General features: G+C 71.3%; 19 protein-coding genes and 1 pseudogene. 6 read left to right on the forward strand and 14 right to left on the reverse strand.

The genetic code is table 11. From position 1 onward, the window contains the following. Positions 1 to 163: 163 nt before the first annotated feature. Both VET29_RS08840 and VET29_RS08845 read left to right on the forward strand, forming a co-directional pair. A complete protein-coding gene (locus VET29_RS08840; RefSeq protein ID WP_324917314.1) occupies positions 164 to 829 on the forward strand; it encodes a PadR family transcriptional regulator in 666 nt (221 codons plus the stop codon). Next, positions 798 to 2,423 carry a DHA2 family efflux MFS transporter permease subunit gene (locus tag VET29_RS08845; RefSeq protein WP_324917317.1) on the forward strand — a complete coding sequence of 542 codons (1,626 nt, stop codon included), beginning with the start codon at positions 798 to 800 and terminating at the stop codon, positions 2,421 to 2,423. The genes VET29_RS08840 and VET29_RS08845 overlap by 32 nt, the downstream gene beginning before the upstream one ends. An 88-nt stretch (positions 2,424 to 2,511) precedes the next feature. Here the strand turns inward: VET29_RS08845 and VET29_RS08850 are convergent, their stop codons facing one another. Continuing rightward, positions 2,512 to 3,366 carry an acyl-CoA thioesterase gene (locus VET29_RS08850; protein WP_324917320.1) on the reverse strand — a complete coding sequence of 285 codons (855 nt, stop codon included), beginning with the start codon at positions 3,364 to 3,366 and terminating at the stop codon, positions 2,512 to 2,514. Positions 3,367 to 3,600: 234 nt separating this feature from the next. Here VET29_RS08850 and VET29_RS08855 point away from each other — a divergent pair, with 234 nt between their 5' ends. Then, positions 3,601 to 4,527 carry a carbohydrate-binding protein gene (locus tag VET29_RS08855; protein ID WP_324917323.1) on the forward strand — a complete coding sequence of 309 codons (927 nt, stop codon included), beginning with the start codon at positions 3,601 to 3,603 and terminating at the stop codon, positions 4,525 to 4,527. Positions 4,528 to 4,654: 127 nt separating this feature from the next. On the opposite strand, the gene VET29_RS08860 is transcribed toward VET29_RS08855, so the two are convergent. The 8 genes and pseudogenes from VET29_RS08860 to VET29_RS08895 all read right to left on the reverse strand — a co-directional run bounded on the left by VET29_RS08860 (position 4,655) and on the right by VET29_RS08895 (position 14,150). Then, positions 4,655 to 6,349, reverse strand: a complete 1,695-nt coding sequence (locus VET29_RS08860; RefSeq protein WP_324917326.1) for a PQQ-dependent dehydrogenase, methanol/ethanol family — start codon at positions 6,347 to 6,349, stop codon at positions 4,655 to 4,657. A gap of 18 nt (positions 6,350 to 6,367) precedes the next feature. Continuing rightward, the gene (locus tag VET29_RS08865; protein WP_324917329.1) at positions 6,368 to 6,829 is read right to left on the reverse strand and encodes an MSMEG_3727 family PQQ-associated protein; all 462 of its coding nucleotides are present in this window, start codon (positions 6,827 to 6,829) and stop codon (positions 6,368 to 6,370) included. Between the two features lie 145 nt (positions 6,830 to 6,974). Further along, positions 6,975 to 9,251 carry a catalase/peroxidase HPI gene (katG, locus tag VET29_RS08870; protein WP_414636465.1) on the reverse strand — a complete coding sequence of 759 codons (2,277 nt, stop codon included), beginning with the start codon at positions 9,249 to 9,251 and terminating at the stop codon, positions 6,975 to 6,977. Then, positions 9,148 to 10,443: pseudogene (locus VET29_RS08875) on the reverse strand (LytTR family transcriptional regulator DNA-binding domain-containing protein); the annotation flags it as partial. The gene katG and the pseudogene VET29_RS08875, both read right to left, overlap by 104 nt. Positions 10,444 to 10,538: 95 nt before the next feature. After that, positions 10,539 to 11,177 carry a sensor histidine kinase gene (locus tag VET29_RS08880; protein ID WP_324917338.1) on the reverse strand — a complete coding sequence of 213 codons (639 nt, stop codon included), beginning with the start codon at positions 11,175 to 11,177 and terminating at the stop codon, positions 10,539 to 10,541. 96 nt (positions 11,178 to 11,273) lie between these two features. Continuing rightward, a complete protein-coding gene (locus VET29_RS08885) occupies positions 11,274 to 11,915 on the reverse strand; it encodes a response regulator transcription factor (protein WP_324917341.1) in 642 nt (213 codons plus the stop codon). Further along, positions 11,912 to 13,027, reverse strand: a complete 1,116-nt coding sequence (locus VET29_RS08890) for a hypothetical protein (RefSeq protein WP_324917345.1) — start codon at positions 13,025 to 13,027, stop codon at positions 11,912 to 11,914. The genes VET29_RS08885 and VET29_RS08890 overlap by 4 nt, the downstream gene beginning before the upstream one ends. Continuing rightward, complete coding sequence (locus tag VET29_RS08895) at positions 13,020 to 14,150, reverse strand: sensor histidine kinase (protein WP_324917348.1); 1,131 nt, start codon at positions 14,148 to 14,150, stop codon at positions 13,020 to 13,022. The genes VET29_RS08890 and VET29_RS08895 overlap by 8 nt, the downstream gene beginning before the upstream one ends. 180 nt (positions 14,151 to 14,330) lie before the next feature. Here VET29_RS08895 and VET29_RS08900 point away from each other — a divergent pair, with 180 nt between their 5' ends. Continuing rightward, positions 14,331 to 15,158, forward strand: coding sequence for a class I SAM-dependent methyltransferase (locus tag VET29_RS08900; protein ID WP_324917351.1), 828 nt, complete (start codon positions 14,331 to 14,333; stop codon positions 15,156 to 15,158). Here VET29_RS08900 and VET29_RS08905 read toward each other — a convergent pair. Further along, positions 15,142 to 16,056 carry an NmrA family NAD(P)-binding protein gene (locus tag VET29_RS08905; protein ID WP_324917354.1) on the reverse strand — a complete coding sequence of 305 codons (915 nt, stop codon included), beginning with the start codon at positions 16,054 to 16,056 and terminating at the stop codon, positions 15,142 to 15,144. The genes VET29_RS08900 and VET29_RS08905 overlap by 17 nt on opposite strands. A gap of 79 nt (positions 16,057 to 16,135) precedes the next feature. On the opposite strand from VET29_RS08905, the gene VET29_RS08910 reads away from it, so the two are divergent. Continuing rightward, a complete protein-coding gene (locus VET29_RS08910) occupies positions 16,136 to 16,732 on the forward strand; it encodes a TetR/AcrR family transcriptional regulator (protein WP_414636466.1) in 597 nt (198 codons plus the stop codon). Here VET29_RS08910 and VET29_RS08915 read toward each other — a convergent pair. The 4 genes from VET29_RS08915 to metX are packed head-to-tail and all read right to left on the reverse strand — an operon-like array spanning position 16,686 to position 20,277. Further along, positions 16,686 to 17,207 (reverse strand): cupin domain-containing protein, encoded by a 522-nt coding sequence (locus tag VET29_RS08915; RefSeq protein ID WP_324917357.1) that lies wholly within the window; start codon positions 17,205 to 17,207, stop codon positions 16,686 to 16,688. The genes VET29_RS08910 and VET29_RS08915 overlap by 47 nt on opposite strands. A gap of 41 nt (positions 17,208 to 17,248) precedes the next feature. After that, positions 17,249 to 17,731 (reverse strand): CoA-binding protein, encoded by a 483-nt coding sequence (locus tag VET29_RS08920; protein ID WP_324917360.1) that lies wholly within the window; start codon positions 17,729 to 17,731, stop codon positions 17,249 to 17,251. Beyond that, the gene (locus tag VET29_RS08925; RefSeq protein ID WP_324917365.1) at positions 17,728 to 19,065 is read right to left on the reverse strand and encodes an O-acetylhomoserine aminocarboxypropyltransferase/cysteine synthase family protein; all 1,338 of its coding nucleotides are present in this window, start codon (positions 19,063 to 19,065) and stop codon (positions 17,728 to 17,730) included. The genes VET29_RS08920 and VET29_RS08925 overlap by 4 nt, the downstream gene beginning before the upstream one ends. A 12-nt stretch (positions 19,066 to 19,077) precedes the next feature. Further along, entirely contained in the window at positions 19,078 to 20,277 is a 1,200-nt protein-coding gene (gene metX, locus VET29_RS08930) for a homoserine O-acetyltransferase MetX (protein WP_324917368.1), read from the reverse strand. Between the two features lie 141 nt (positions 20,278 to 20,418). Here metX and VET29_RS08935 point away from each other — a divergent pair, with 141 nt between their 5' ends. Then, complete coding sequence (locus VET29_RS08935) at positions 20,419 to 20,976, forward strand: OsmC family protein (RefSeq protein ID WP_324917372.1); 558 nt, start codon at positions 20,419 to 20,421, stop codon at positions 20,974 to 20,976. Positions 20,977 to 20,979: the final 3 nt, after the last annotated feature.

The raw sequence follows: 20,979 nt of genomic DNA on the forward strand, positions 1-20,979 counted from the left end.
AATCTGCGAACGAATCGAATCGACGTTGCCTTAGTTCAAGGCTTGTTCGAAGTCGCGTCGAATCGACCGGGCGCGCCGCCCCCACCTCGGCTCGACACGGAACGATCCGCGTCGTATAGTCCACACGGAATAACCGACACGGACTCCTCGGAAGGGAGTAGTCGTGGTCAAGTCCGCGGCGCCACTGACCCCGCTGGCGATGGCTGTTCTCGAGCTGCTCCACCAGCGGGACATGCATCCGTACGAGATGACCCAGATCATGCGCAACCGGCGGGTCGACCAACGGGTCAAGCTGCGGCCCGGGTCGCTCTACCACACCGTAGAACGGTTGGAGAGCCAGGGAGCCATCGAGGTCGTCGGCACGCAGCGGCAGGGTCGCCGGCCGGAGCGGACGGTCTACGCGCTGACCGAGTCGGGCCGGGACGCGTTCGTCGAGCACGCGCGAGCGATGCTCGCCATCCCCGCCCAGGAGTACCCGCAGTACCCCGTGGCGCTGTCGGCGGCGAACAAGCTCGACCAGGCCGACGTGCTGGAGCAGCTCCGGCTGCGCATGCTCTACCTGCGTGCGCGGATCGCCGGCGACCAGGTCGTCATCGATCACAGGCTCTCCAGGGAGCTGCCCGACATGTACTGGATCGAGTTCGCGTTCGTGCACCACCAGCGCCAGTCCGAGCTGGCCTGGACCGAACGGCTGATCGAGGACCTGGAGTCCGGCCGGATCCCATGGCCGGACCACGAACCGAACGAGCCGACCACACCAAACCTGTCCGTCGTGGACGACAGCACGGGGAGAGACGATGACAAGGCCAGTCAAGGCAAGGCCAGTTAACCCGTGGGCGGCGCTTACCGCGTTATGTATCGGGTTCTTCATGATCCTGCTCGACACCACGATCGTGACCATCGCGGTCCCGACGATGGTCCGCGGGCTGAACACGAGTCTGAACTCGGTGGTCTGGGTGATCAGCATCTACCTGCTGGTCTACGCGGTGCCCATGCTGTTCACCAGCCGGCTCGGTGACCGGTTCGGCCCGAAACGGGTGTTCCTGGCCGGCATGGTCGTGTTCACCGCGGCGTCGCTGTGGTGCGGTCTGTCCGGTACCGCGGGGATGCTGATCGCCGCCCGCGCCGTCCAGGGGCTTGGCGCGGCACTGATGACGCCGCAGACGCTCGCGTTCATCACCCACCTGTTCCCGCCGGCCAAACGCGGCCCGGCGATGGGCATGTGGGGTGGGATCGCCGGCCTGGCCACGATCACCGGCCCACTGCTCGGCGGCGTGCTGGTCGACTCGCTGGGCTGGGAGTGGATCTTCTTCGTCAACGTGCCGATCGGCGTGGTCGGGCTCGTGCTGACGGTGTTCCTGGTGCCGGACTGGCAACCCGGGCGCCTGCGCTCGTTCGACTTCCCCGGGATCGTCCTGTCGGTCGCGGCGTTGGGCCTGCTGGTGTTCGGCATCCAGAACGGCCAGCACTACGGCTGGGGGACGGTCGCGGGCTGGCTCACCATTCCGGAGTTCATCGGCGCGGGCGTGGTGCTGATGGTCGTCTTCGTGGTGTGGCAGCGGTACAACCGCGGCGAGCCGCTGGTGCCGTTGCGGGTGTTCGGCAACAGGAACTTCTCGACCGGCACGGTCACCGCGACGGCCATCGGGTTCGCGATGACCGGCATGTTCGTGCCGCTGGTCCTGTACACCCAGAACGTGCTGGGCCTGAGCCCGACCAGGGCCGGCCTGCTGACCGCGCCGATGTCGTTGCTGTCCGGGCTGATCGCGCCGTTCATCGGACGGTTGTCGGACCGCGCCAACGCGAAGTACCTGGTGATGGTCGGCTTCCTCGCGCTGGCCGGCGGGCTCGGGCTCATCGCCCTCCAGGCCCGGCCGGACACCAACCCGTGGTCGCTGGTTCCCGCGCTGCTGCTGGCCGGCGTCGGCACCGGCTGCGTCTTCGCGCCGATGAGCAACATCACGATGCGCGCGGTCGAGCCGGCGCTGGCCGGCACCGCGTCGGGCATCTTCAACACGTCCCGGCAGGTCGGCGGCGTGTTGGGCAGCGCGGCGATCGGCGTGCTGCTGCAGGCGCGGATCAGCGCGTCGATGGCCACGGAGGCCGCCGACGCGGCGAGATCGCTGCCGCCGGAGTACCGGGGAGCCTTCGTCGAAGGCCTCGCCCAAGCGGCGAGCTCGGCGAACGAGCTGAACGGCCGGGTGGGCACGGACGTGCCGTCGAGCCTGCCGTCGGATGTCGCCGACCAGATCCACCGGCTGGCCCAGCAGGTGGTCCACAACGGACTGACCGACGCGACCCGCGAGTCGATGATCCTGCCCGTCGCGGTGCTGCTGATCGGCGCGCTCGCCGCCACCCTGATGCGCCGGGTCCCCGCACCCGAGCCACCGCGAACACGGGAGCCCGCGAGCCAGCAGGCCTGACGGGCGAGGTCCTCGGTGTGCCGGCCGATATCACTACCAGAGCCCACCGATGCTCAAGTCCAATGTGGACAACATCCCGGGCAGCCGCCTACCTGGCGGGTCCCAGCCTGCGGACGAGCATCTCCTGGGCGGCGGTGGCGGCCAGGTCGCCGGCCTGCGTGAACATCGCGGCTCTGCCCACCGCGCGGGCGCCCGCGGCCGACGGGCTGTGGCTGTCGTAGAGCAGCCACTCGTCGGCGCGGGCCGGGCGTTGCAGCCAGATGCTGTGGTCGAGGCTCGCGGTGCGCACCTCGGTGCGGGCGACGTCGTGGCGGACGAACGCGCCGTGCAGGATGGCGAAGTCCGACAGGTAGACGAGCAACGCCTGGTGCAGCACGGGATCGTCCGGAAGGGAGCCGTTGACGCGCAGCCAGACCGACGACGACGCGCCGCCAGGAACCGGCGGGCACGCGCGCAGGTCCACCGCACCCGCGGTGGCGGGGCCGTCGGGCGAGACGAGGAACGGGGTGCGGGCGGGCAGGTCGTCCGGATCCGGCCGGGCGGGCATCGGGTCCTGGTGGGTGAGCCCCTCCTCCGGGGTCTGGAGGGACACGGTCATCGACGTGACGATCTCGTTGTCCTGCAACGCGTCCACCCGGCGGACGGCGAAGGACCGGCCGTCCCGCAACGTGGTCACGGCGAACTGGAACTTCACGTCGGGACGCCCGGCGCGGACGAAGTACGCGTGCAGCGAGTGCGGGACCGCGGGCGGTGTGACGGTCATGGTCGCGGCGACGACGCTCTGCGCGAGGAGCTGCCCGCCGAACACGCGCCGGCTCGGCACGGTCGTGCTGTGCCCGGTGAAGGTCGACTCGGACACCTGCTCGACCGCGAGCACGCCCACGAGCTCGTCCGAGGCGGCCACGCCGGACCGGTGTTCCCGCCAGGCCGTCAGGTCGCGCATGGGTGAATCCTAGGCGGACCGGCTCCCGGCGCGGGTGTGACGTTGCGGACGACCGCGTCCGCAACGCGTCATGGCCAGGACGGTGACCCGAGACCCATATCGCGACTATGTTGGCAAGATTTTCACGGTAGGCTGGGTGTCATCGCGGTGAGCTGGGGAGTGACATCGACATCCTGACCGTGTCGTTTCCCCTTGTCCGCGGTACGTCGGGTTCGACTGGGGAAAGGAATCAGTGTGTCATTGCTGTCACGCAACAGACGTGTGCTCGCGGCCGTCGGCGGCGCCCTGCTGGTCACCGCGACACTCGCCGTGGTGCCCGCGTCCGCCGAACCGGCCGCGATCGCCATGAACGACGCGCCGGTCAGCGGCCAGCTCGTGCCCGCCCTGCGCGGCGCGGCCGCGGTCAAGGCCGGATCGTATGTCTCCCAACGGTTCCATCAGCAGTCCACCGCCCACGCCCAGGCCATCCCGCCGTGGTCGGGGAGTCTGCACGCGGCATGGGGCGTGTTCCCCAACAACGCGTCCAACGGTGCGCAGGCCACCCACACCGTCGACCCCAACATCCACATCCCGTCCGGTAACCCGGACATCATCTACGCCCCGACGCTGGACCCGAGCGGCAAGACGTGCATCGAGGTGACCACGTACTACTGGCAGGGCGGCAACGCCGTCGGCGCATGGGACTGGTGTGCCGCCTCGCCCGGCTTCGCCGCCATCGCGGGGATCGACACCAACTTCATCAACAAGTACACGACCACGGTCAACGGCAAACGCGCCTACACCATCCAGGACGTCCAGACCAACGCGACCACCAACTCCTGGACCGCCTACCTGTTCAACTACACCACCAACGCCTGGGACGCGTTGTACACCAGCGCCAACACCAGCAAGCTCACCGAGACCCACGGCGGCTGGGACATGTTCGAGGTCTACACCGAGTACAACCCGGCCACCGGCGAGGGCTACTACTGCGGCGCGACCGTCGGCTCGTCCTGGGCGGCGTCCAACATCCAGATCAGGTTCGGCACCACCTGGCAGACGCTGACCACGTCCAACTCACAGCTCCAGAACCCGTCGACGGTCAATCCCGCCGACCTCGGTTGTACGAACCTGACGTTCGCCGTCCCGTCCGCCAACAGCAGTTGGCGGGTAACGCACTGACACGACCGGTGGCGCGCCGCCCGTTCGCGGGCGACGCGCCACTCGCGTAGTCGTCGGTGTTCGTGCCGGAGACGCGGTCGCCGACCGCCGCGTTAGGACGGTGAGCACGGCACCCGCGCCACCCTGACTACTCGGGCAGGGCGAACACGATCAGCGCACTGCCGTGGCCCGCGCCGAGCATGCCAGGGAGGAACCCCTCGGCCCAGCCGCCCCAGCCGACCGGCACGGCGACGTACTGGCGGCCGTCGACCATGTAGGTCGTCGGGCTGCTGTGGTGGCCGCTGCCGCACTGGAACTGCCACAGCAGCTCGCCGGTCCGGGCGTCGAGCGCGTTGAACTCCCCGGACGGCTCACCGGCGAACACGAGGTCGCCCCCGGTGGCCAGTACCGACGCGCACATCGGCAACTCGTTGCGCCAGCGCCACTTCTCGTCGCCGTTGGCGTCGAACGCGCTGACGCTGCCCACGGCCTCCTCGATGTCCACCTGCACGCCGGCGCCCCAGTACGGGATGCTCTCCTTGAACTCGCGGCGCCGCCGGGTGGCCGTCGCCCCGACGTCCTGGACCGGCACGTAGAACAGCTCGGTCCTGGGGCTGTAGGCCGCGTGCGTCCACTCCTTGGCGCCGGCCGGGCCCGGGTAGAAGTGGACCGGCACGCCCTCCTCGTCCGGGTACACCTTCGCCGTCACCTGGCCGTCGCGGGTGATCGCGCCCCAGGTGATCCGGTCCACGAACGGGGTGATCCGGACCAGCGAGCCGTCCGTGCGGTCCAGCACGAAGAAGTAGCCGTTCTTGTCGAAGTGTCCGAGCAGCTTGCGCCCCTCCGACTCGAACAGGATGCACTCGCCGATGCTGTCGTAGTCCCACACGTCGTGCGGGGTGCACTGGTAGTGCCAGCGGATCCGGCCCTCGTCGACGTCGACGGCGATGATGCTGTCGGTGTAGAGGTTGTCGCCCTCGCGGACACCGCCGTCGAAGTCGGGCGCCGGGTTGCCGGTGCCCACGTACAGCAGGTTGGTCTCCGGGTCGAACGTGCCGGTGAGCCAGCAGTTCGCACCGCCACGCGCCCATGCCTCGCCGTCGGCCGGCCAGGTCTCGGAGCCGGGCTCGCCGGGCTTCGGGATCGTGTAGCAACGCCACTGGTGCTCGCCGGTCTCCAGGTCGAACGCGTCCAGGTGGCCGCGCACCCCGAACTCCCCGCCGGAGCTGCCGACGATCACCTTGTCCTTGACCACCAGCGGTGCGACCGTGGCGCTCTCGCCGGCCCGCACGTCGCCGTAGGTCCTGTCCCAGACCCGCTTGCCGGTCGTGGCGTCGAGCGCGAGGACGTGCGCGTTGGCCGTGACGAAGAAGACCTTCCCCTGGGCGACGGCGACGCCGCGGTTCACGTTCCCGCAGCACAGCGACACGTCGAAGGGGACCGCGTGCTTGTACCGCCAGATCTCGACGCCGGTCTTCGCGTCCAGCGCCCAGACCCAGCCGTCCCAACCGGACAGGAACATGATCCCGTCCACGACGATCGGGGCGGCCTCGAACGAGTAGGTGGACGCGCCCGCGATGATGCCGCTCGCGCCGGCCTGGAAGATCCACGCGGGGCCGATCCGCTTGACGTTCTCGGTGTTGATCTGGTCCAGCGGGCTGTAGCGCTGGCCGTTGTAGGCGCCGTAGTAGGTGAGCCAGTTGTGGGGCTCCGACCGGGCGTTCAGGATGCGGTCGTAGTCGACGTCCCGCACGACCGGCGGCGCGATCTCTCCCCCGGCGACCTTGCCGGAGAGCCTTCCCTGGTCGACGGCCTCGCCGGCGTCGACGTACTCGACGGTCATGGAATTCTCCTCCAACTCCTAGGGTCGCGGCTGGTCGGGACGGTCGAGCCGGGCCTCCGGCGGCACCTCGCCGAGCACGACGATGGCACCGGTCAGCCCCCGGCCCTCGTCGTTGCCCGTGGGTGAGCTGAACCAGTAGTAGCCGGGCCCGTCGAGGTTGAGGGTCGCCCGTCCCTTCGAGTGGTTGACCAGCCAGATGAACTTCCGGTCGCCGTTGCTCGGCAGCAGCGCGCAGTGCGTGTTCAGGTCGTCGTTGATGAGCTCCAGGTCGATGTCACCCCCGTGGGGCATGACCAGGATCGCCGGGTCCCAGCTGATCTCGTCCGGCCGGATCCGGATCGTGGCCGACATTCGTCCGTCGGCCCCCTCGGTCGCCCGTCCGATGGTCCCGGTCCCCAGCACCCGGCCAAGCGACGCCTTGTTCTGGGCGTTCAAACCGAGCTCGTTCAGCAGGTCGGCGCGCTCCTGCGTGGTCGTCATCGGGCCTCGCCTCCTCGGCCAAGAATCGTGTGCGCGACACCAGGAGAGAACACGGGGTCCGACATGGCAAATGGCTCGGGCGGGCCGTGCCGTTCGTCCGTCACGGGCTACCGTTCGTGCCCGTTTCCCCGCCGCTGTCGGGAGATCAGGACAGGTCATACCGGTCGAGGTTCATGACCTTGTCCCACGCGGCCACGAAGTCGTGCACGAACCGCCCGTGCGCGTCGTCGCTCGCGTAGGCCTCGGCGAGCGCCCGCAGCTCGCCGTTGGCGCCGAACACGAGGTCGACCCGGCTGGCCGTCCACCTGACCTCGCCGGTGCCGCGGTCACGGCCCTCGAACGCGTCCTCGGCCGTCGCCGTCCACGTCGTGCCCATGTCGAGCAGGTTCACGAAGAAGTCGTTGGTCAGCACGCCCGGCCGGTCGGTCAGGACGCCCAGCGAGGACTGCTGGTGGTTCGCGCCGAGCACGCGGAGGCCGCCGACGAGCACGGTCATCTCGGGAATGCTCAGGCTCAGCAGGCTCGCGCGGTCGACCAGCAGGCGGTCCGACGGCAGCCCGCCGGCCTTGCCGCGGTAGTTGCGGAAACCGTCCGCGACCGGTTCGAGCACGGCGAAGGACTCGACGTCGGTCCACTCCTGGGTCGCGTCCGTGCGTCCGGGGGTGAAGGGGACCTCGACGCCCGCGGCCCGCTCGACCGCGGCGCAACCGCCGAGCACGATCAGGTCGGCGAGCGAGATCCTCTTACGGTGGAAGGACTCCTGGATCTCCTCCAGGACGCCGAGCACGTGCGCGAGGGTGGCCGGGTCGTTGACCTGCCAGCCGCGCTGCGGTTCGAGGCGGATGCGGGCCCCGTTGGCCCCGCCGCGCCGGTCGCTGACGCGGAACGTCGAGGCCGACGCCCACGCGGTGGACACCAGCTGGGCGGTCGACAGCTCCGAGCCGAGGATCCTCGCCTTCAGCGCGGCGATGTCGGCCGCGTCGACCAGCTCGTGGTCCACGGCGGGGACCGGGTCCTGCCAGAGCAGCCGCTCGCGCGGGACCAGCGGGCCGAGATAACGCTGGATCGGGCCCATGTCCAGGTGCGTCAGCTTGAACCAGGCCCGCGCGAACGCGTCGGCCAGCCGGTCCGGGTGCTCGTGGAAGCGGCGCGCGATCCGTTCGTAGACCGGGTCCACCCGCAGCGCGAGATCGGTCGTCAGGATCGTCGGGGCGTGGGTCCGGTCCGGGTCGTGGGCGTCCGGCACGGTGCCGGCGCCCGCGCCGTCGCGTGGAACCCACTGCCACAAACCGGCGGGGCTCAGCGCCAGATCCCACTCGTAGTCGAACAGAGTCTCGAAGAAGCTGTTGTCCCACCTCGTCGGCGTGGGTGTCCACGTGCCGTCGAGCCCGCTGGAGATGGTGTCGGCGCCCATGCCGCTGCCGTGGCCACTCCGCCAGCCGAGGCCCTGCGCCTCGATCGGGGCGGCCTCGGGTTCCGGGCCGAGGTGGCGGTCCGGGTCGGCCGGGCCGTGGGTCTTGCCGAACGTGTGCCCGCCCGCGATCAGCGCGACGGTCTCCTCGTCGTTCATCCCCATGCGGCGGAACGTGTCGCGGATGTCGCGCGCGGAGGTGAGCGGGTCCGGGACGGTGTTCGGGCCCTCCGGGTTCACGTAGATGAGGCCCATCTGGTCGGCGGCCAGGGAGTGCGCCAGGTCACGAACGCCGCCGTGGCGCTCGTCGCCGAGCCAGGCACGCTCGGGACCCCAGTCGACGTCCTCGACCGTCCACGCGTCCACGCGACCGCCCGCGAACCCGAAGGTCCGCAGGCCCATGGACTCCAGTGCCCGGTTGCCCGCGAACACCATCAGGTCGGCCCAGGAGATCCCGCGGCCGTACTTCTTCTTGACCGGCCACAGCAACCGGCGGCCCTTGTCGAGATTTCGGTTGTCCGGCCAGCTGTTCAGGGGCGCGAAGCGTTGCAGGCCGGCGGCCGCGCCGCCGCGGCCGTCGAACGCGCGGTAGGTGCCGGCGGCGTGCCACACCATCCGGACCACGAGCGGGCCGTAGTGGCCGAAGTCGGCCGGCCACCAGTCCTGGGAGCTCGTCAGCACCGCGTCGATGTCCCGGGCCACGGCGTCGAGGTCGAGCGTCCGGAACTCGACGGCGTAGTCGAAGTCCGCGCCCATCGGGCCGGGGTCGCGCTCGCGGAGCGCCGAGAGGTCGAGCCGGTTCGGCCACCAGTCGGACACGGGCATCCCCTCCGTGTGCTCAGAAGTCCAGCGCGCGACGCACGGCCGGCGCGTTCCGCCGGGAGACCGGCACCAGCTCGTTCGCCCGCTCGTCCATGACCAGGGACAGCTCGCCCCTGGCCCCGCGCTCGACCTCCCGGATGCGGCCGAGGTTGACGACGTACCGGCGGTGGACCCGGAGGAAGCCGGCACCGGTCAGCTCGCCGTCGAGCTTGTCCAGGCTCAGGGAGGCGGCCCGCAGCCACCCCTGGTCGGTGGCGAGCCACACCTCGTTCCCCCGCGACTCGGCGAAGGAGACTTCCGACAGCCGCAGCAGCACCATCCGGTCGTCGCGCGTGGCGACGAGCCGGCGCGGCCGCGCCCGGGTGCGCGCGGCCCGTTCGGTGTCGGGCAACGGCGTGCCCTCCGTGGTGCCGAAGGAGACCAGGTTCCCGATCAGGTGACCGGCGGAGAGGACCGGCCGGATGCTGACCGAGGTCGGCTCGTGGGCGAGGTGGGTGACGAGCTGGGTGGAGCCGACCCAGTGCGGGTCGTGGACGGCCTGCCCGCCGGCGTGCCGGGCGGCCGCGATCAGCTCCGGCAGCCCGGGGTTCCAGCGCAGCGTCGGGTCGACCGCGGGGGTGGCCGCCGGGACGCCCAGGTGCACGCTCGCCAACTCGTCGGCGATCACGACCTTGCCCGCGGTGTCCACCGCGGCGAGTGCGGGGCCGGCGTGTGCCCTGGCCCGGGTGTACGCGGCGACCAGCTCGGCGCCGGTGTTCCTGGCGTGCCGCTTCAGGGTGTGCTGGGTCATGGTGACCGCGTTCGCGAGCCAGCTGACCGCGAGCGTCGGCAGCTGGCCGCGCCAGCAGGAGATGTTCAGCACGGCGATCGGTTCGCCGGTCACGACGTCACGGGCCGCGATGCCCGCGCAGACCCAGTCGTGGAAGGCCTGGCACCAGTGCTCCGCGCCCCTGATCGGCACCGGGCCGTGCGCCTCGAGGGCGGTGCCCATCGCGTTGGTGCCGGCAGCCCACTCCGACCAGCAGAACCGGGGCGCGAGATGGACGTCGCCCGCTCTGGCGAGGGTGGCCTGGTCGCCCCACTCGGCGAGAACGCGGCCGGTGGCGTCGGCGACCGTGACGACACCGCCGATGTTGCTGACCTCGTGCGCCATGGCCGCGGCGCGGAAGCCCAGCTCGGCGAACACGCCGTCGTGCTCGGGCGTGTGGTCGGCCGTCGCGACGGCGGCCGGCGCCCCGGTGAGCTGGGGGTCCACCCCGTACTGCTCGCGGCAGCGCTGCCAGGAGATCGCCACGAGGGGGCGGACACCCGGAACCTGGTCGTCGCCCTGCACGAACCGTTCCCACGCCTCGAGCACGGTGCCTGAGTGAGCGTCTCTCATGGTGACTACTTCGTCGCCGGGTGTGTCACCTTCACTCTAGGTAGTGGTGTCCACCAATGCACGCACCAAAACGCGACGGGCCCGTACCGCCGGGCTCAGGCCGGTACCCACAGGGTCACGCGGGTGCCGCCACCGGGCCGTGACTCGATCGTCGCCGTGCCGCCGACCTCCGCCATCCGCCCGACGATCGACTCGCCGATGCCGAACCCGGGCCGGTCCACCATGTCCAGGTCGAAGCCCGACCCGGTGTCGCGGGCCGTCACCGCGACCCCGCCGGCCCTGGTCTCGACCGTCACCTCGGCGTCGCGGACACCGCTGTGCCGGGCCGTGTTCTGCAGCGCGGCGCCGACCGCCTCCCGGATGGCGCTGCGACGCTCGGGCGGCAGACCCGTGTCCACCCGTGCGTCCAGTCCGTTCAGCTTCAGGCGGGTGCGCAGTCCGTGCCAGTACAGCTCCGCGACCACCTCGGCGAGATCGTCGCTGAGCCGGCCCTTGCGCTTCCGGTCGAGGTTGCGCCGCAGGACCGCCGCGTACTCCCTCGCCACCTGCTTGGTCTCCGGAGTGCCGGCGAGCACGGCGATCGCGTCCAGCGCGGGCAGTGCGGTGTCGTGGATCCGCTTGTCAGCCCTGGCTTCCTCGATCGCGCGGCCGCGCCGCACACCGGCGGTGAACGCCGCCCACACCCCGAGGCCGAACAACAGGATCACGGCACCGGCGAGCGTGTAGTCAGCCATGCCCACCCCTGCGGGGCATGTCCGTACGCGAGAACGTCGTTGCCATGCCAGAACACTACGAACAACGCCGGCAGGGTGGTGACGGTCGAACACCCCTCAAAGTTCGTCGACCTTGACCAGACCGTCCTGGATCGCGCGGGCCACCAGTGCCGCCTTCGTCGGTGCCTCCCGCCCGACGCTCGCGTACTTGACCCGCACCCGGTCCAGGTACGAGTTCACCGTGCGCGTCGACAGGTTCAGCTTCTGCGCGACCATTTCCTTGGACTCGCAATGGAACCACTGCAGCAGCACGTCGACCTCGCGCGGCGCGAGCCGTGGCCGGTTCGACCTGGTGTCGGTGCCGAGCGCGCCGGACAGCGCGGGCGGGGTGTAGGGCGTGTTGCTCGCCGCGGCCTGGATGGCGCCGACGAGGTGATGCTCGCCCTCCGCCTTCGTGAGGTAGGTGAACGCCCCGATGTCCAGGCAGGTCAACGCCGTCTCGCGGTCGTCGCGCATGGTGTAGACGACCACCTGCCGGCCGGCGTCGACCAGCCGCTTGAGCTCGCCGTACGCCGGGCCCGCGACGCCCAGCTGCAGGTCGAGCACCACCACGTCGGCGGTGTCCCCCGGCGGGAGCCACGCCGCGCCGGCGTCCGTGCCGGAGGCCACGACGGTGATCGGCGGCGACGCACCAGCACACCATGCCCGCACCCCGGCGGTGACCGCCGGATGATCGTCCACGACGACGACCGTCGTCATTCCGGTCCTTCCTGTGCTCGCCACGTCGCCTCCACCCAGATCCGGTCCTCGGCCACCACCGTCGAGGTGGTGACCCCGTCGCCGCCGACCTCGGGAACCGTGTCGGGCGGGGCGTCGGCGACGACGCTGACCGTCACGGTCCCGTCGAGCCCGACGACGGTGAGCCGTGCCGTGCTCTTCGCGGTCGCCAGCACCGCCACCGCCGGCTCGGTGAGCAGGCGGCGCACCCGCGTCGGCATCGGCGGCCGCTCGCCGCGTTCCGCGAACCGCACGGCGACGCCGTTGCGCTCGGCCAGTTCGATGCACGCCCGCAGCTCGTGCACGAGCGGGTCCGGCGCCGTCGGGTCCTCCGCGAACAGCCGCCGCATGCGGGCAGCCTCCACCGCGCACGCGCGGCGGACCGCCTCGTCCGCCGGGTCGAGTGCCCCGGACGCCAACCCGCCGAGCAGCGGGGTGACGCTCTCCGCCAGCGACGCGTAGCGGTCCCGGCGGTCGGCGTGCAGCTGTTCCGCGACCGCCTCGGCGGTACGGATCCGCTCCCGTTCCCGCGCCGTCGCGGCCGCGGTCGCGGCGATCCCGCGCAGCAGTATCGCGAACACGCCGACGGTCAGCTGGAAGGCGGCGGTCACCGCGGTCACGCTCACCGCGCCGGCGAAGGTCACGGCGGCGGCGCCGCCGATCGCCACCTGCACGATGGTGACGCAGTAGTGCACGGCCAGCAGGCCTGCCACGACGGCGACACCGCTGCCCAGGGTCAGCAACACCAGCGGCCAGCCGGCCGTGCCGTACACCCAGTGCGCGATGCCGAACCGCTCACGCGGCACCATGGCCGCCGTCGAGGCGAACGACGCCGCGCACACCACCGCGACGAGCGGCCAGCGCGACCGGCCGAGCTCGCGGTGCCACGCGGTGGCGGCGGCGACCACCAGCGCTGCCGCGGTGAACACCGCGATCGCCAGCACCTGCACGGTGAACGAGGTGTAGGCCGCCCGGTTCGCGAGCACGACCGGCACCTGCAACCCGAAGACCACGACCAGGGTGACGGCGACGGTCGCCCATCGCAGGCCGCGCAGGACGTTGGCGGCGATGAGCTCGGCGTCGTCCTCAGGCACCGGACCACTCCATGTGCACCGCTGTACCCCGGCCGGGCCGGCTGGTGATGTGCGTGCTGCCCCCGGTCCTGGCCATCCGGGCGACGAGCGAGCGGGTGACCCCGTAGCGGTGGCCGGACACGCGGTCGGGGTCGAAACCGGTGCCGTCGTCGCACACCTCCACGACGATCGCGCCACCGCCGTCGCGGCGGACGGACACCGTCGCCTCGTCGACGCCGGCGTGCCGGACGACGTTGGTGAGCGCCTCCCGGGCGCCGTGACACAGCGCGGCGGCGACCCGTGCGGGCACCCGCGGCTCGCCCTCGGTCAGCCAGGTGACCCGCAACGGCACGTGTGCCGCGGTCTCCCGCAGCATGCGCACGAGGTCGACCGGGTGGTCGGACCGTTCCGGGTCCCTGCCGATGACGTCGAGGTCGCGTGCGGCCTGCGCCGCCAGCCACGGATCACGGCCGTCGACCACCCCGGTGCCGACCATCAGCAGGGTCGCGGAGGCGGTGTCGTGCAAGGCGGCCAGGTACTCCTGCTCGTCGGCACGCCGTGCGGCGGCCACCGCCGCGTCCCGCCGCGCCTGCTCCTCACGCTCGACGATCTGGTCCGCCCGGCGGCCACTGCGCCGGAGCAGGACGAACATGCCGCGGGAGAGCACGGCCTCCACGACCATCCACGAACCGAGCGGCAGGGCGTCGGTCCAGGTGCCGGGCGCGGTGAGCGCGGCCCCACCGAGGTATGCGACGACGATGACGCCCGAGGCGGCCGCGCCGAAGACCGGCCCGACATGCCACTGGTAGGCGACGACGACGATCGACACCAGGGCGAGCACCCACGTCGTGCCGTCGAACGTCGGCTCCGGCACGGAGGTCCACACCTGCGCGACGCACACGCCGCAGACCAGGGCGACGTCCACCGGCACCAGCCAGCGGGGCGCGCCGCGGTACATCGCGTAGGTGTACCAGGCGGTCCAGGCGCAGAAGGCGACCACGACGACCCAGGTGACGACCGGTTCCCGCGCCTGCTCGGCCACGGCCGAGGTCAGGCTGGTCACGCCGATCACGAGCCCACGCACGAGCACCGAGAACCGCAGCACCAGCCGGGTCAGCTCACGCTCGGCGGAACCGGGTCTCACCGGGGTCACCCGAAAACCCCCAATGAAGTTCGGCGTCAACACCTGACGAACGGGAATCCTAACGTCAGACGGGCCGGCGCCGGTGAACCACGCGTACCAACGCGGCGGCGACCACGGTGCTGACGATCACCGGCGCGCCCGGTATTACTGAGACCTGTGAATGGACACGAGGTTCGCGCGTTGCGGGCGTTGACAGCGGGGGACGTCGAGCGTGCCAGTGCGGAGCTGGCGAACGGGACGACCCTGCCCCTGCTCAACGACGCGCTCAGCACCTATCTGACCGGCGACGGCGACGGGCGGGTGTACGACCAGCCCGCCGCCTTCACCGCGTTCATCCGGGGCGGGGGCAACGTCCGCCTCTACGACGCGGTCAGCCGCGTGCTCGCGGAGCGGTACCGAAAGCTCGGCGTCCGCTCGCTCGTGGACATCGGGTGCGGGGACGGGCGAGCCGTGCTCCCGGCCCTCGCCGCGACACCCGTCCCCGCCGTCACACTGGTCGAGCCGTCGCGGCCCCTGCTGGACTCCGCGCTCGCGGCGGCTCCCGCCGACATCGGCATCATCCCGTGCCAGGCGGACGCGGCGGCCTTCGTCGCCGGGGCCGACCGGCGGTTCGACCTCGCCGAGTCGACCTTCGCGTTGCATGCCCTGCCGCACGAGGAACGGTCGGCCGTGCTGTCCGGCCTGCGTGGGCACGTGTCACACCTCGTGCTGGCCGAGTTCGACGTGCCGGACCATCCGGTGGGCGGCGACGCGCACCTCGAGTTCCTCGCCGCCACCTACGAGCAGGGGCTCGCCGAGTACGACGGCTCGCGGGACCTCGTCGCGCAGGGGTTCCTGATGCCGGTGCTGACCGGGCAGCTCGCGCCCGGCGCGCGGCGCAGCACCTGGGAGCAGCCCGCCACCGCGTGGGCGGAGCAGGTCCGCGCCTGCGGCTACCGGAACATCGGCCTCGAGCCGCTGGTCGACTACTGGTCCTCCCCCGCGTTCCTACTCACCGCCGAGGCATGAACTCCCGTGCCCATTCCTCGAAACCGGTGAGCGGCAGGCCGAAGTCCCGCGCGAACTCCGGCCGTGCCCGCTGGCCGGCCACGTTGAGCCACTCGTGGCCGGCGCCCGCCAGGGGCAGGCCGGCGGCGCGGGCCTGCTCCTCGGTCATGTCCGGCGCGACCAGGTCGGTGCCGAGCACGCGGGACAGGACCGCGGCGACCTCCCGCATCGACAGGTACTCGCTCGCGAACTCCAGCTCGACCTTGTCGAACCGCTCGGGCTCGGCGATGGCCGCCGCGGCGGCGGCGCCGATGTCTTTCACCGCGGTCAGCGCCAGCCGGGTGTCGGGCCGCACGAGGGTCACCAGTCCGCCCTCGATTCCGCGTGGGAACAGGAAAGCCATGGACGGCAGGAAGTTCTCCATGAAGAAGCCCGGCTTGAGCAGTGTCCAACGTGGAAAGCCGGCGTCGCGGAGCCGCTGTTGGATCGTGCTCTTGGCACTCAGCGCGGGCTCGATCGACGCCCAGCGGCCCTCGGCCCAGCCCGGCACCTCGGTGTGCTGACCGGCGCCGGTGACGGACGTGTGCACGAACTGCGGCACCCCGGCGGCCTTCGCGCCCTCGATGAGGTTGACGCCCTGGGTCACCTCGCCCGCGAAGTCGAAGCCGTCCGCGGTGAACGCGGGCATCTGCACGGAGAAGACGGCGCGGGTGCCCTTGGCGGCGCGGATCACGGAGTCGCGGTCGGACAGGTCGCCGGTGACCAGTTCGGCGCCGAGCGCCTCGACGGCCCTGGCTCGGTCGGTGGCCGGGTCGCGTACCAGGGCACGGACGGGAATGCCGCGTTCGAGCAGGGCACGGGCGGTGGCACCACCCTGCCTGCCGGTGGCGCCGGTGACCAGGACGGAATCAGTCGACATGAATGCTCCTTAAGTGGCGGGGTCCGCCATTTACTTCGGGGTACGATACGGCGGGACCCGCCACTTAGCAAACAGGGAGATGACCGCCGTGCCCGAGCGCCAGCGTGCGGACGCCCGGCGCAACTACGCGCTGATCCTCGCCGTGGCCGAGGAGGAGGTCGCGACCCGTGGCGCCGCCGCGTCGCTGGAACAGATCGCCCGCACGGCCGGGGTCGGCTCGGCGACCGTGCGCCGGCACTTCCCCAGCCGCAGGGCGTTGCTGGAGGCGGTCTCCCGGGAACGGATCGAGGCACTGCGGGTCCGCGCCCACGAGCTGGCCGGCCGGGGCGACGCGCGGGACGCGCTACTGGACTGGCTGAGTGACGTCGTCGCCTACTGCGTCGCGGCCCGCGGCCTGGCGGCCGCACTGGCCTACGACGCCGACCCGGTCCACGAGAACAGCTGCGCGACCACCCTGCAGGACGCGGCGAACCCCCTGCTGCTGCGTGCCGTCGAGGACGGCGCGGTGGCGGCGGGCGTCACCGTCGCGGACCTGATCACCCTGATCGTCGGCATCACCCTGGCCACCGAGCACTACCCCGACCCCGGTGCCGAGGCCGCCCGCCTGTTCCGGCTGGCCGTGGCGGGGTTCAGTCCCCCACCCGCACCTCGGACCAGTCCAGCCCGTCCAGGTTGACCACGATCGCCTCCTGGGTGGTGCGGGCGATCACCACGACGGCCTCGGTCCGCGGGTCCGGGTTCTCCTCGCGGTGCGGGACGTACGGTGGCACGAAGACGTAGTCGCCCGGACCGGTCTGGAGGTGCTTCTCCACCGGCTCCTCGCCGTCGACTTCCAGGAACACGAACCTCGGGTTGCCCGACACCACGTAGATCGCGGTCTCCGACGCGCCGTGGTGGTGGTTCGCCGACGCCGTCGACGCCGGCACGTGTGTCTGCCCCATCCACAGACCGCTGGCGCCCACGGTCTTTCCGCTGATCGCCTCCAGCCGCCGCATCCCGGTCGTCTGGGTCGTCGCACCGATCAGGCCGCTCGGCGCGACGTGCCGCAGCGCGCGGTGGAACGGGTCGATCTCGGCGGGCACCAGCGCGCCGCTCGGCGTACGGACGAACTCGCCGTCCGCGCTGCCGGACGGGACGTGCGACACGGACATCTCAGCTCCTTGTGCGCGAGCGCGGCTCCCGGGCGGCGGTGCTACTGCAGGCCGGCCCGGACGGAGGTGATGCGCTGGGTGTTGAAGCCGAGCCAGTGCATGCGGCCGACGTACCGGGCGTGCTCGACCTTGATGCAGCGGTCCATGACCACGGTCACGCCGCCGTCCTCCGCGATCCTGCCGCCGGTCTCGTTGACCACGCCGAACTGGCACCACAGCGACCCTGCGCCGATCCGCACCGCCTGCTCGGCGATCTCGGGCAGCGCGTCCGGGGCGCGGAAGACGTTGACGATGTCCACCTTCTCGGGCACGTCGAGCAGGCTCGGGTAGCTGGTCTCGCCCAGGATCTCGCTCGCGCGGGGGTTCACCGGGATCACCCGGTAGCCGTGCCGCTTGAGGTAGTAGCCGACGAAGTAGCTCGCCCGCAGCTCGTTGTTCGACAGGCCCACGACGGCGATCGTCCTCGCGGTGTTGAGGACCCGCTGGATCGTCAGTGCGTCCTGGTAGCGCGCTGGCACGCTCATGCGGTCGCGACCTCCTTCTCGACGGTGGCGGCCACGACCTCGAAGCCCTGCGCGAGGTCCCAGATCAGGTCGTCGACCGACTCGGTGCCCACCGACAGCCGCACCGTGCCGGGGCCGACGCCGGCCGCCCGCAGTTCCTCGTCGGACAGCTGGCGATGGGTGGTGCTGGCGGGATGGATGACCAGGCTCTTCGCGTCGCCAACGTTCGCCAGGTGGGACCACAGGGACACGCCGCGGATCAGCGCCTGTCCCCCGGCCCGGCCGCCGGCCACGTCGAACGAGAACACCGCGCCCGCGCCCCGCGGCAGGTACTTGCCCACCAGCGGCTGGTACGGGCTCCCCGGCAGGTCCGGGTAGGTCACGCGCGACACCAGGTCGTGCGCCGAGAGGAACGCGGCGACCTTCCGCGCGTTCTCGACGTGGCGTTCCATCCGCAGCGACAACGTCTCCAGCCCCTGCAGGAACAGGAACGCGTTGAACGGCGAGAGCGCGGCGCCGAGGTCACGCAGCGTCTCGGCACGCAGCTTCATCAGGTAGCCGTAGGTCCCGAACGTCTCGTGGAACCGCAGCCCGTGGTAGGCCGGCGACGGGTCCGCGACCACCGGGAACCGTCCGTTGGACCAGTCGAACGTCCCGGCCTCGGCGACCACGCCGCCGATGCTCGTGCCGTGCCCGCCGATGAACTTGGTCGCCGAGTGGACCACGACGTCGGCGCCCCACTCGATCGGGCGGCACAGGTACGGCGTCGCGAACGTGTTGTCGACGACCAGTGGGATGCCGTGCTCGTGTGCGACGGCGGCCACCGCCTCGATGTCCAGCACGTTGCCGCCGGGGTTGCCGATGGTCTCCGCGAAGAACGCCTTCGTCTCCGGCCGCACCGCCTGCCGCCACGCGCCGAGGTCGTCCGGGTCGACCCAGGCCAGCTCGATGTTCATCTTGCGCAGCAGGTGCTTGAGCTGGTTCACCGTGCCGCCGTAGAGGGCCGAGGACGACACCACGTGGTCGCCCGGCTCCAGCATGGTGAACAACGCGGCGGCCTGCGCCGCGATCCCGCTGGCGAACGCCACCGCGCCCGCCGCGCCCTCCAGGTTCGCGACCCGCTCCTCCAGCACCGCGACCGTCGGGTTCATGATCCGTGAGTACGTGTTCCCGTACTCCTGCAGGTTGAAGTAGGCGGCCGCGGACTCCGGGTCCTCGAACACGTAGCTGGTCGTCTGGAAGATCGGCACCGCGCGTGCGCCCGTGTTCGGGTCCGGGCGCTGCCCGGCATGCAGCTGCCGGGTCTCGAACCCGAACTCGTGCGCCGGCTCGACACGGGAGGAGTCGTCGGTCACCAGTACCTCTTTCTAGGGGCCGGCCAGGAAGCGGCGGACGATCGGCGTCTGCCGCGCCTCTTCCAGCAGGAAGCAGTCGTGGCCGTACGGCGCGTCGATCACGTGCAGCTCGGTCGGCCTGCCGAGCGCGCCAAGCGCGGCGTGGATCTCCTCCGAGGCCACCGGCGGGTACAGCCAGTCGGAGCTGAAAGCGATCAGCAGCGTGCGTGCCCGCACGCTCTCGAGCGCTCGTTCGAGCGACCCGCCGCCGTACTGCCGCGCGAGGTCGAAGTAGGTCAGGGCACGCGACATCGTCAGGTAGGTGTTGGCGTCGAAGCGCTTGACGAACGAGTCGGCCTGGTGGCGCAGGTAGCTCTCCACCTCGAACTCGGGCTCGGCGATCGTGTACCGGATGTCGTCGCTGAACTGCAGGCGGCGGCCGAACTTGTCGTTCAGTGCCGGCGCCGAGAGGTACGTGACGTGACCGACCATCCGCGCCACGCCCATGCCGGCGTCGGGGTCACGGCCGGTGCCGTAGTAGCGCCCGCCCTGCCAGTCGGGGTCACGCATGATCGACTCGCGGGCGATCGCGTTCCACGCCATGCCCTGCGGGTGCAGGGCATGGGTGCTGGCGATGACCACGACCGAGTCCACCTGGTCGGGGTAGGACACCGCCCATTCGAGGGCCTGCATCCCGCCGAGCGAGCCGCCGGCCACGGCCGCGAGCCGCTCGACGCCCAGCGCGTCGAGGAACGCCCGCTCGGTGCGGACCATGTCCGCGACCGTGAGCACCGGGAAGTCCGGTCCGTACGGCTCGCCGGTCGCCGGGTCGGTCGACGACGGTCCGGTCGTGCCGCGGCAGCCGCCGAGCAGGTTCGTGGACACGACGAAGAACTCGTCGGTGTCGAACGCCTTGCCGGGGCCGATCATCCCGTCCCACCAGCCGAGCGCCTGGCCGGCCGTGCCGTCGCGGTCCTCGGCCGCGAACCCGTCCCGCGTGCTCGCCTCCGGCTGGACCGCCGAGACGCCGGCCGCGTGGGCGTCGCCGCTGAGCGCGTGGCACACCAGGATGACGTTGTCGCGCCGCGGTGAGAGGGTGCCGTAGGTCTCGTACGCGACGCGGACCGGATGCAGCTCCCGGCCGCTGTCGAGCCGTACCGGCTCCGGTAGGTCGAGGTGTCGCGTCTCCACCAGGCCGGCGGAACCGGCCGTCAACGTAGCCGCGGACACCATGGCCGCATCATAGCTATCGCCGCAGGTCCCGCGCCCGGGCAACCGGGCCGTCCCGGAGTCTGAGACGCAGGTCAGACCGCGTGTAGGGTCGCTGGACAGCACGTGAACCACGCAACACAGCAGCCTCGAGAGGACCGTCGCATGACGACGATCGACAGCATCGACAACGGCGTGAACGTCCAGGCACTCCTGGACGCACGCGAAGCGCTCAAGGGCGCCCCCGAGGCCGCCCAGTTCACCTGGCGCTCCACCACCCGGTGGGAGAACGGCGTGCACACCACGTCGACGGTCAAGAACTTCTTCGGCCTCGGCGCCGAGCAGAACCACAAGGCCGAGTCGAGCTTCACCGCCGACCACCCGGAGGTCTTCGCGGCCGAGGACCACGGCATCACGCCGATCGAGTACCTGCTCGTCGGCCTCGGCAGCTGCCTGACCGCCGGCATCGCGTCCGTCGCCCAGAACCGCGGCATCCAGCTCCGCTCGGTCGAGGCGACCCTGGAGGGCGCGCACGACATCCGCGGGATCCTCGGCGCCGACAGCGACGTCCGCAACGGCTACAACGGCATCAAGGTGACGTTCGACATCGACGCCGACGCGTCCACGGAGGACATCGAGGCGCTGGTCGCCCAGTCCCAGAAGCGTTCCGCGGTGTTCGACGCGCTGACCAACCCGACGGACGTCACCGTCGAGGTCGTCTGAGCC

This window comes from Actinophytocola sp., from assembly GCF_035634895.1.
Classification (GTDB): domain Bacteria; phylum Actinomycetota; class Actinomycetes; order Mycobacteriales; family Pseudonocardiaceae; genus Actinophytocola.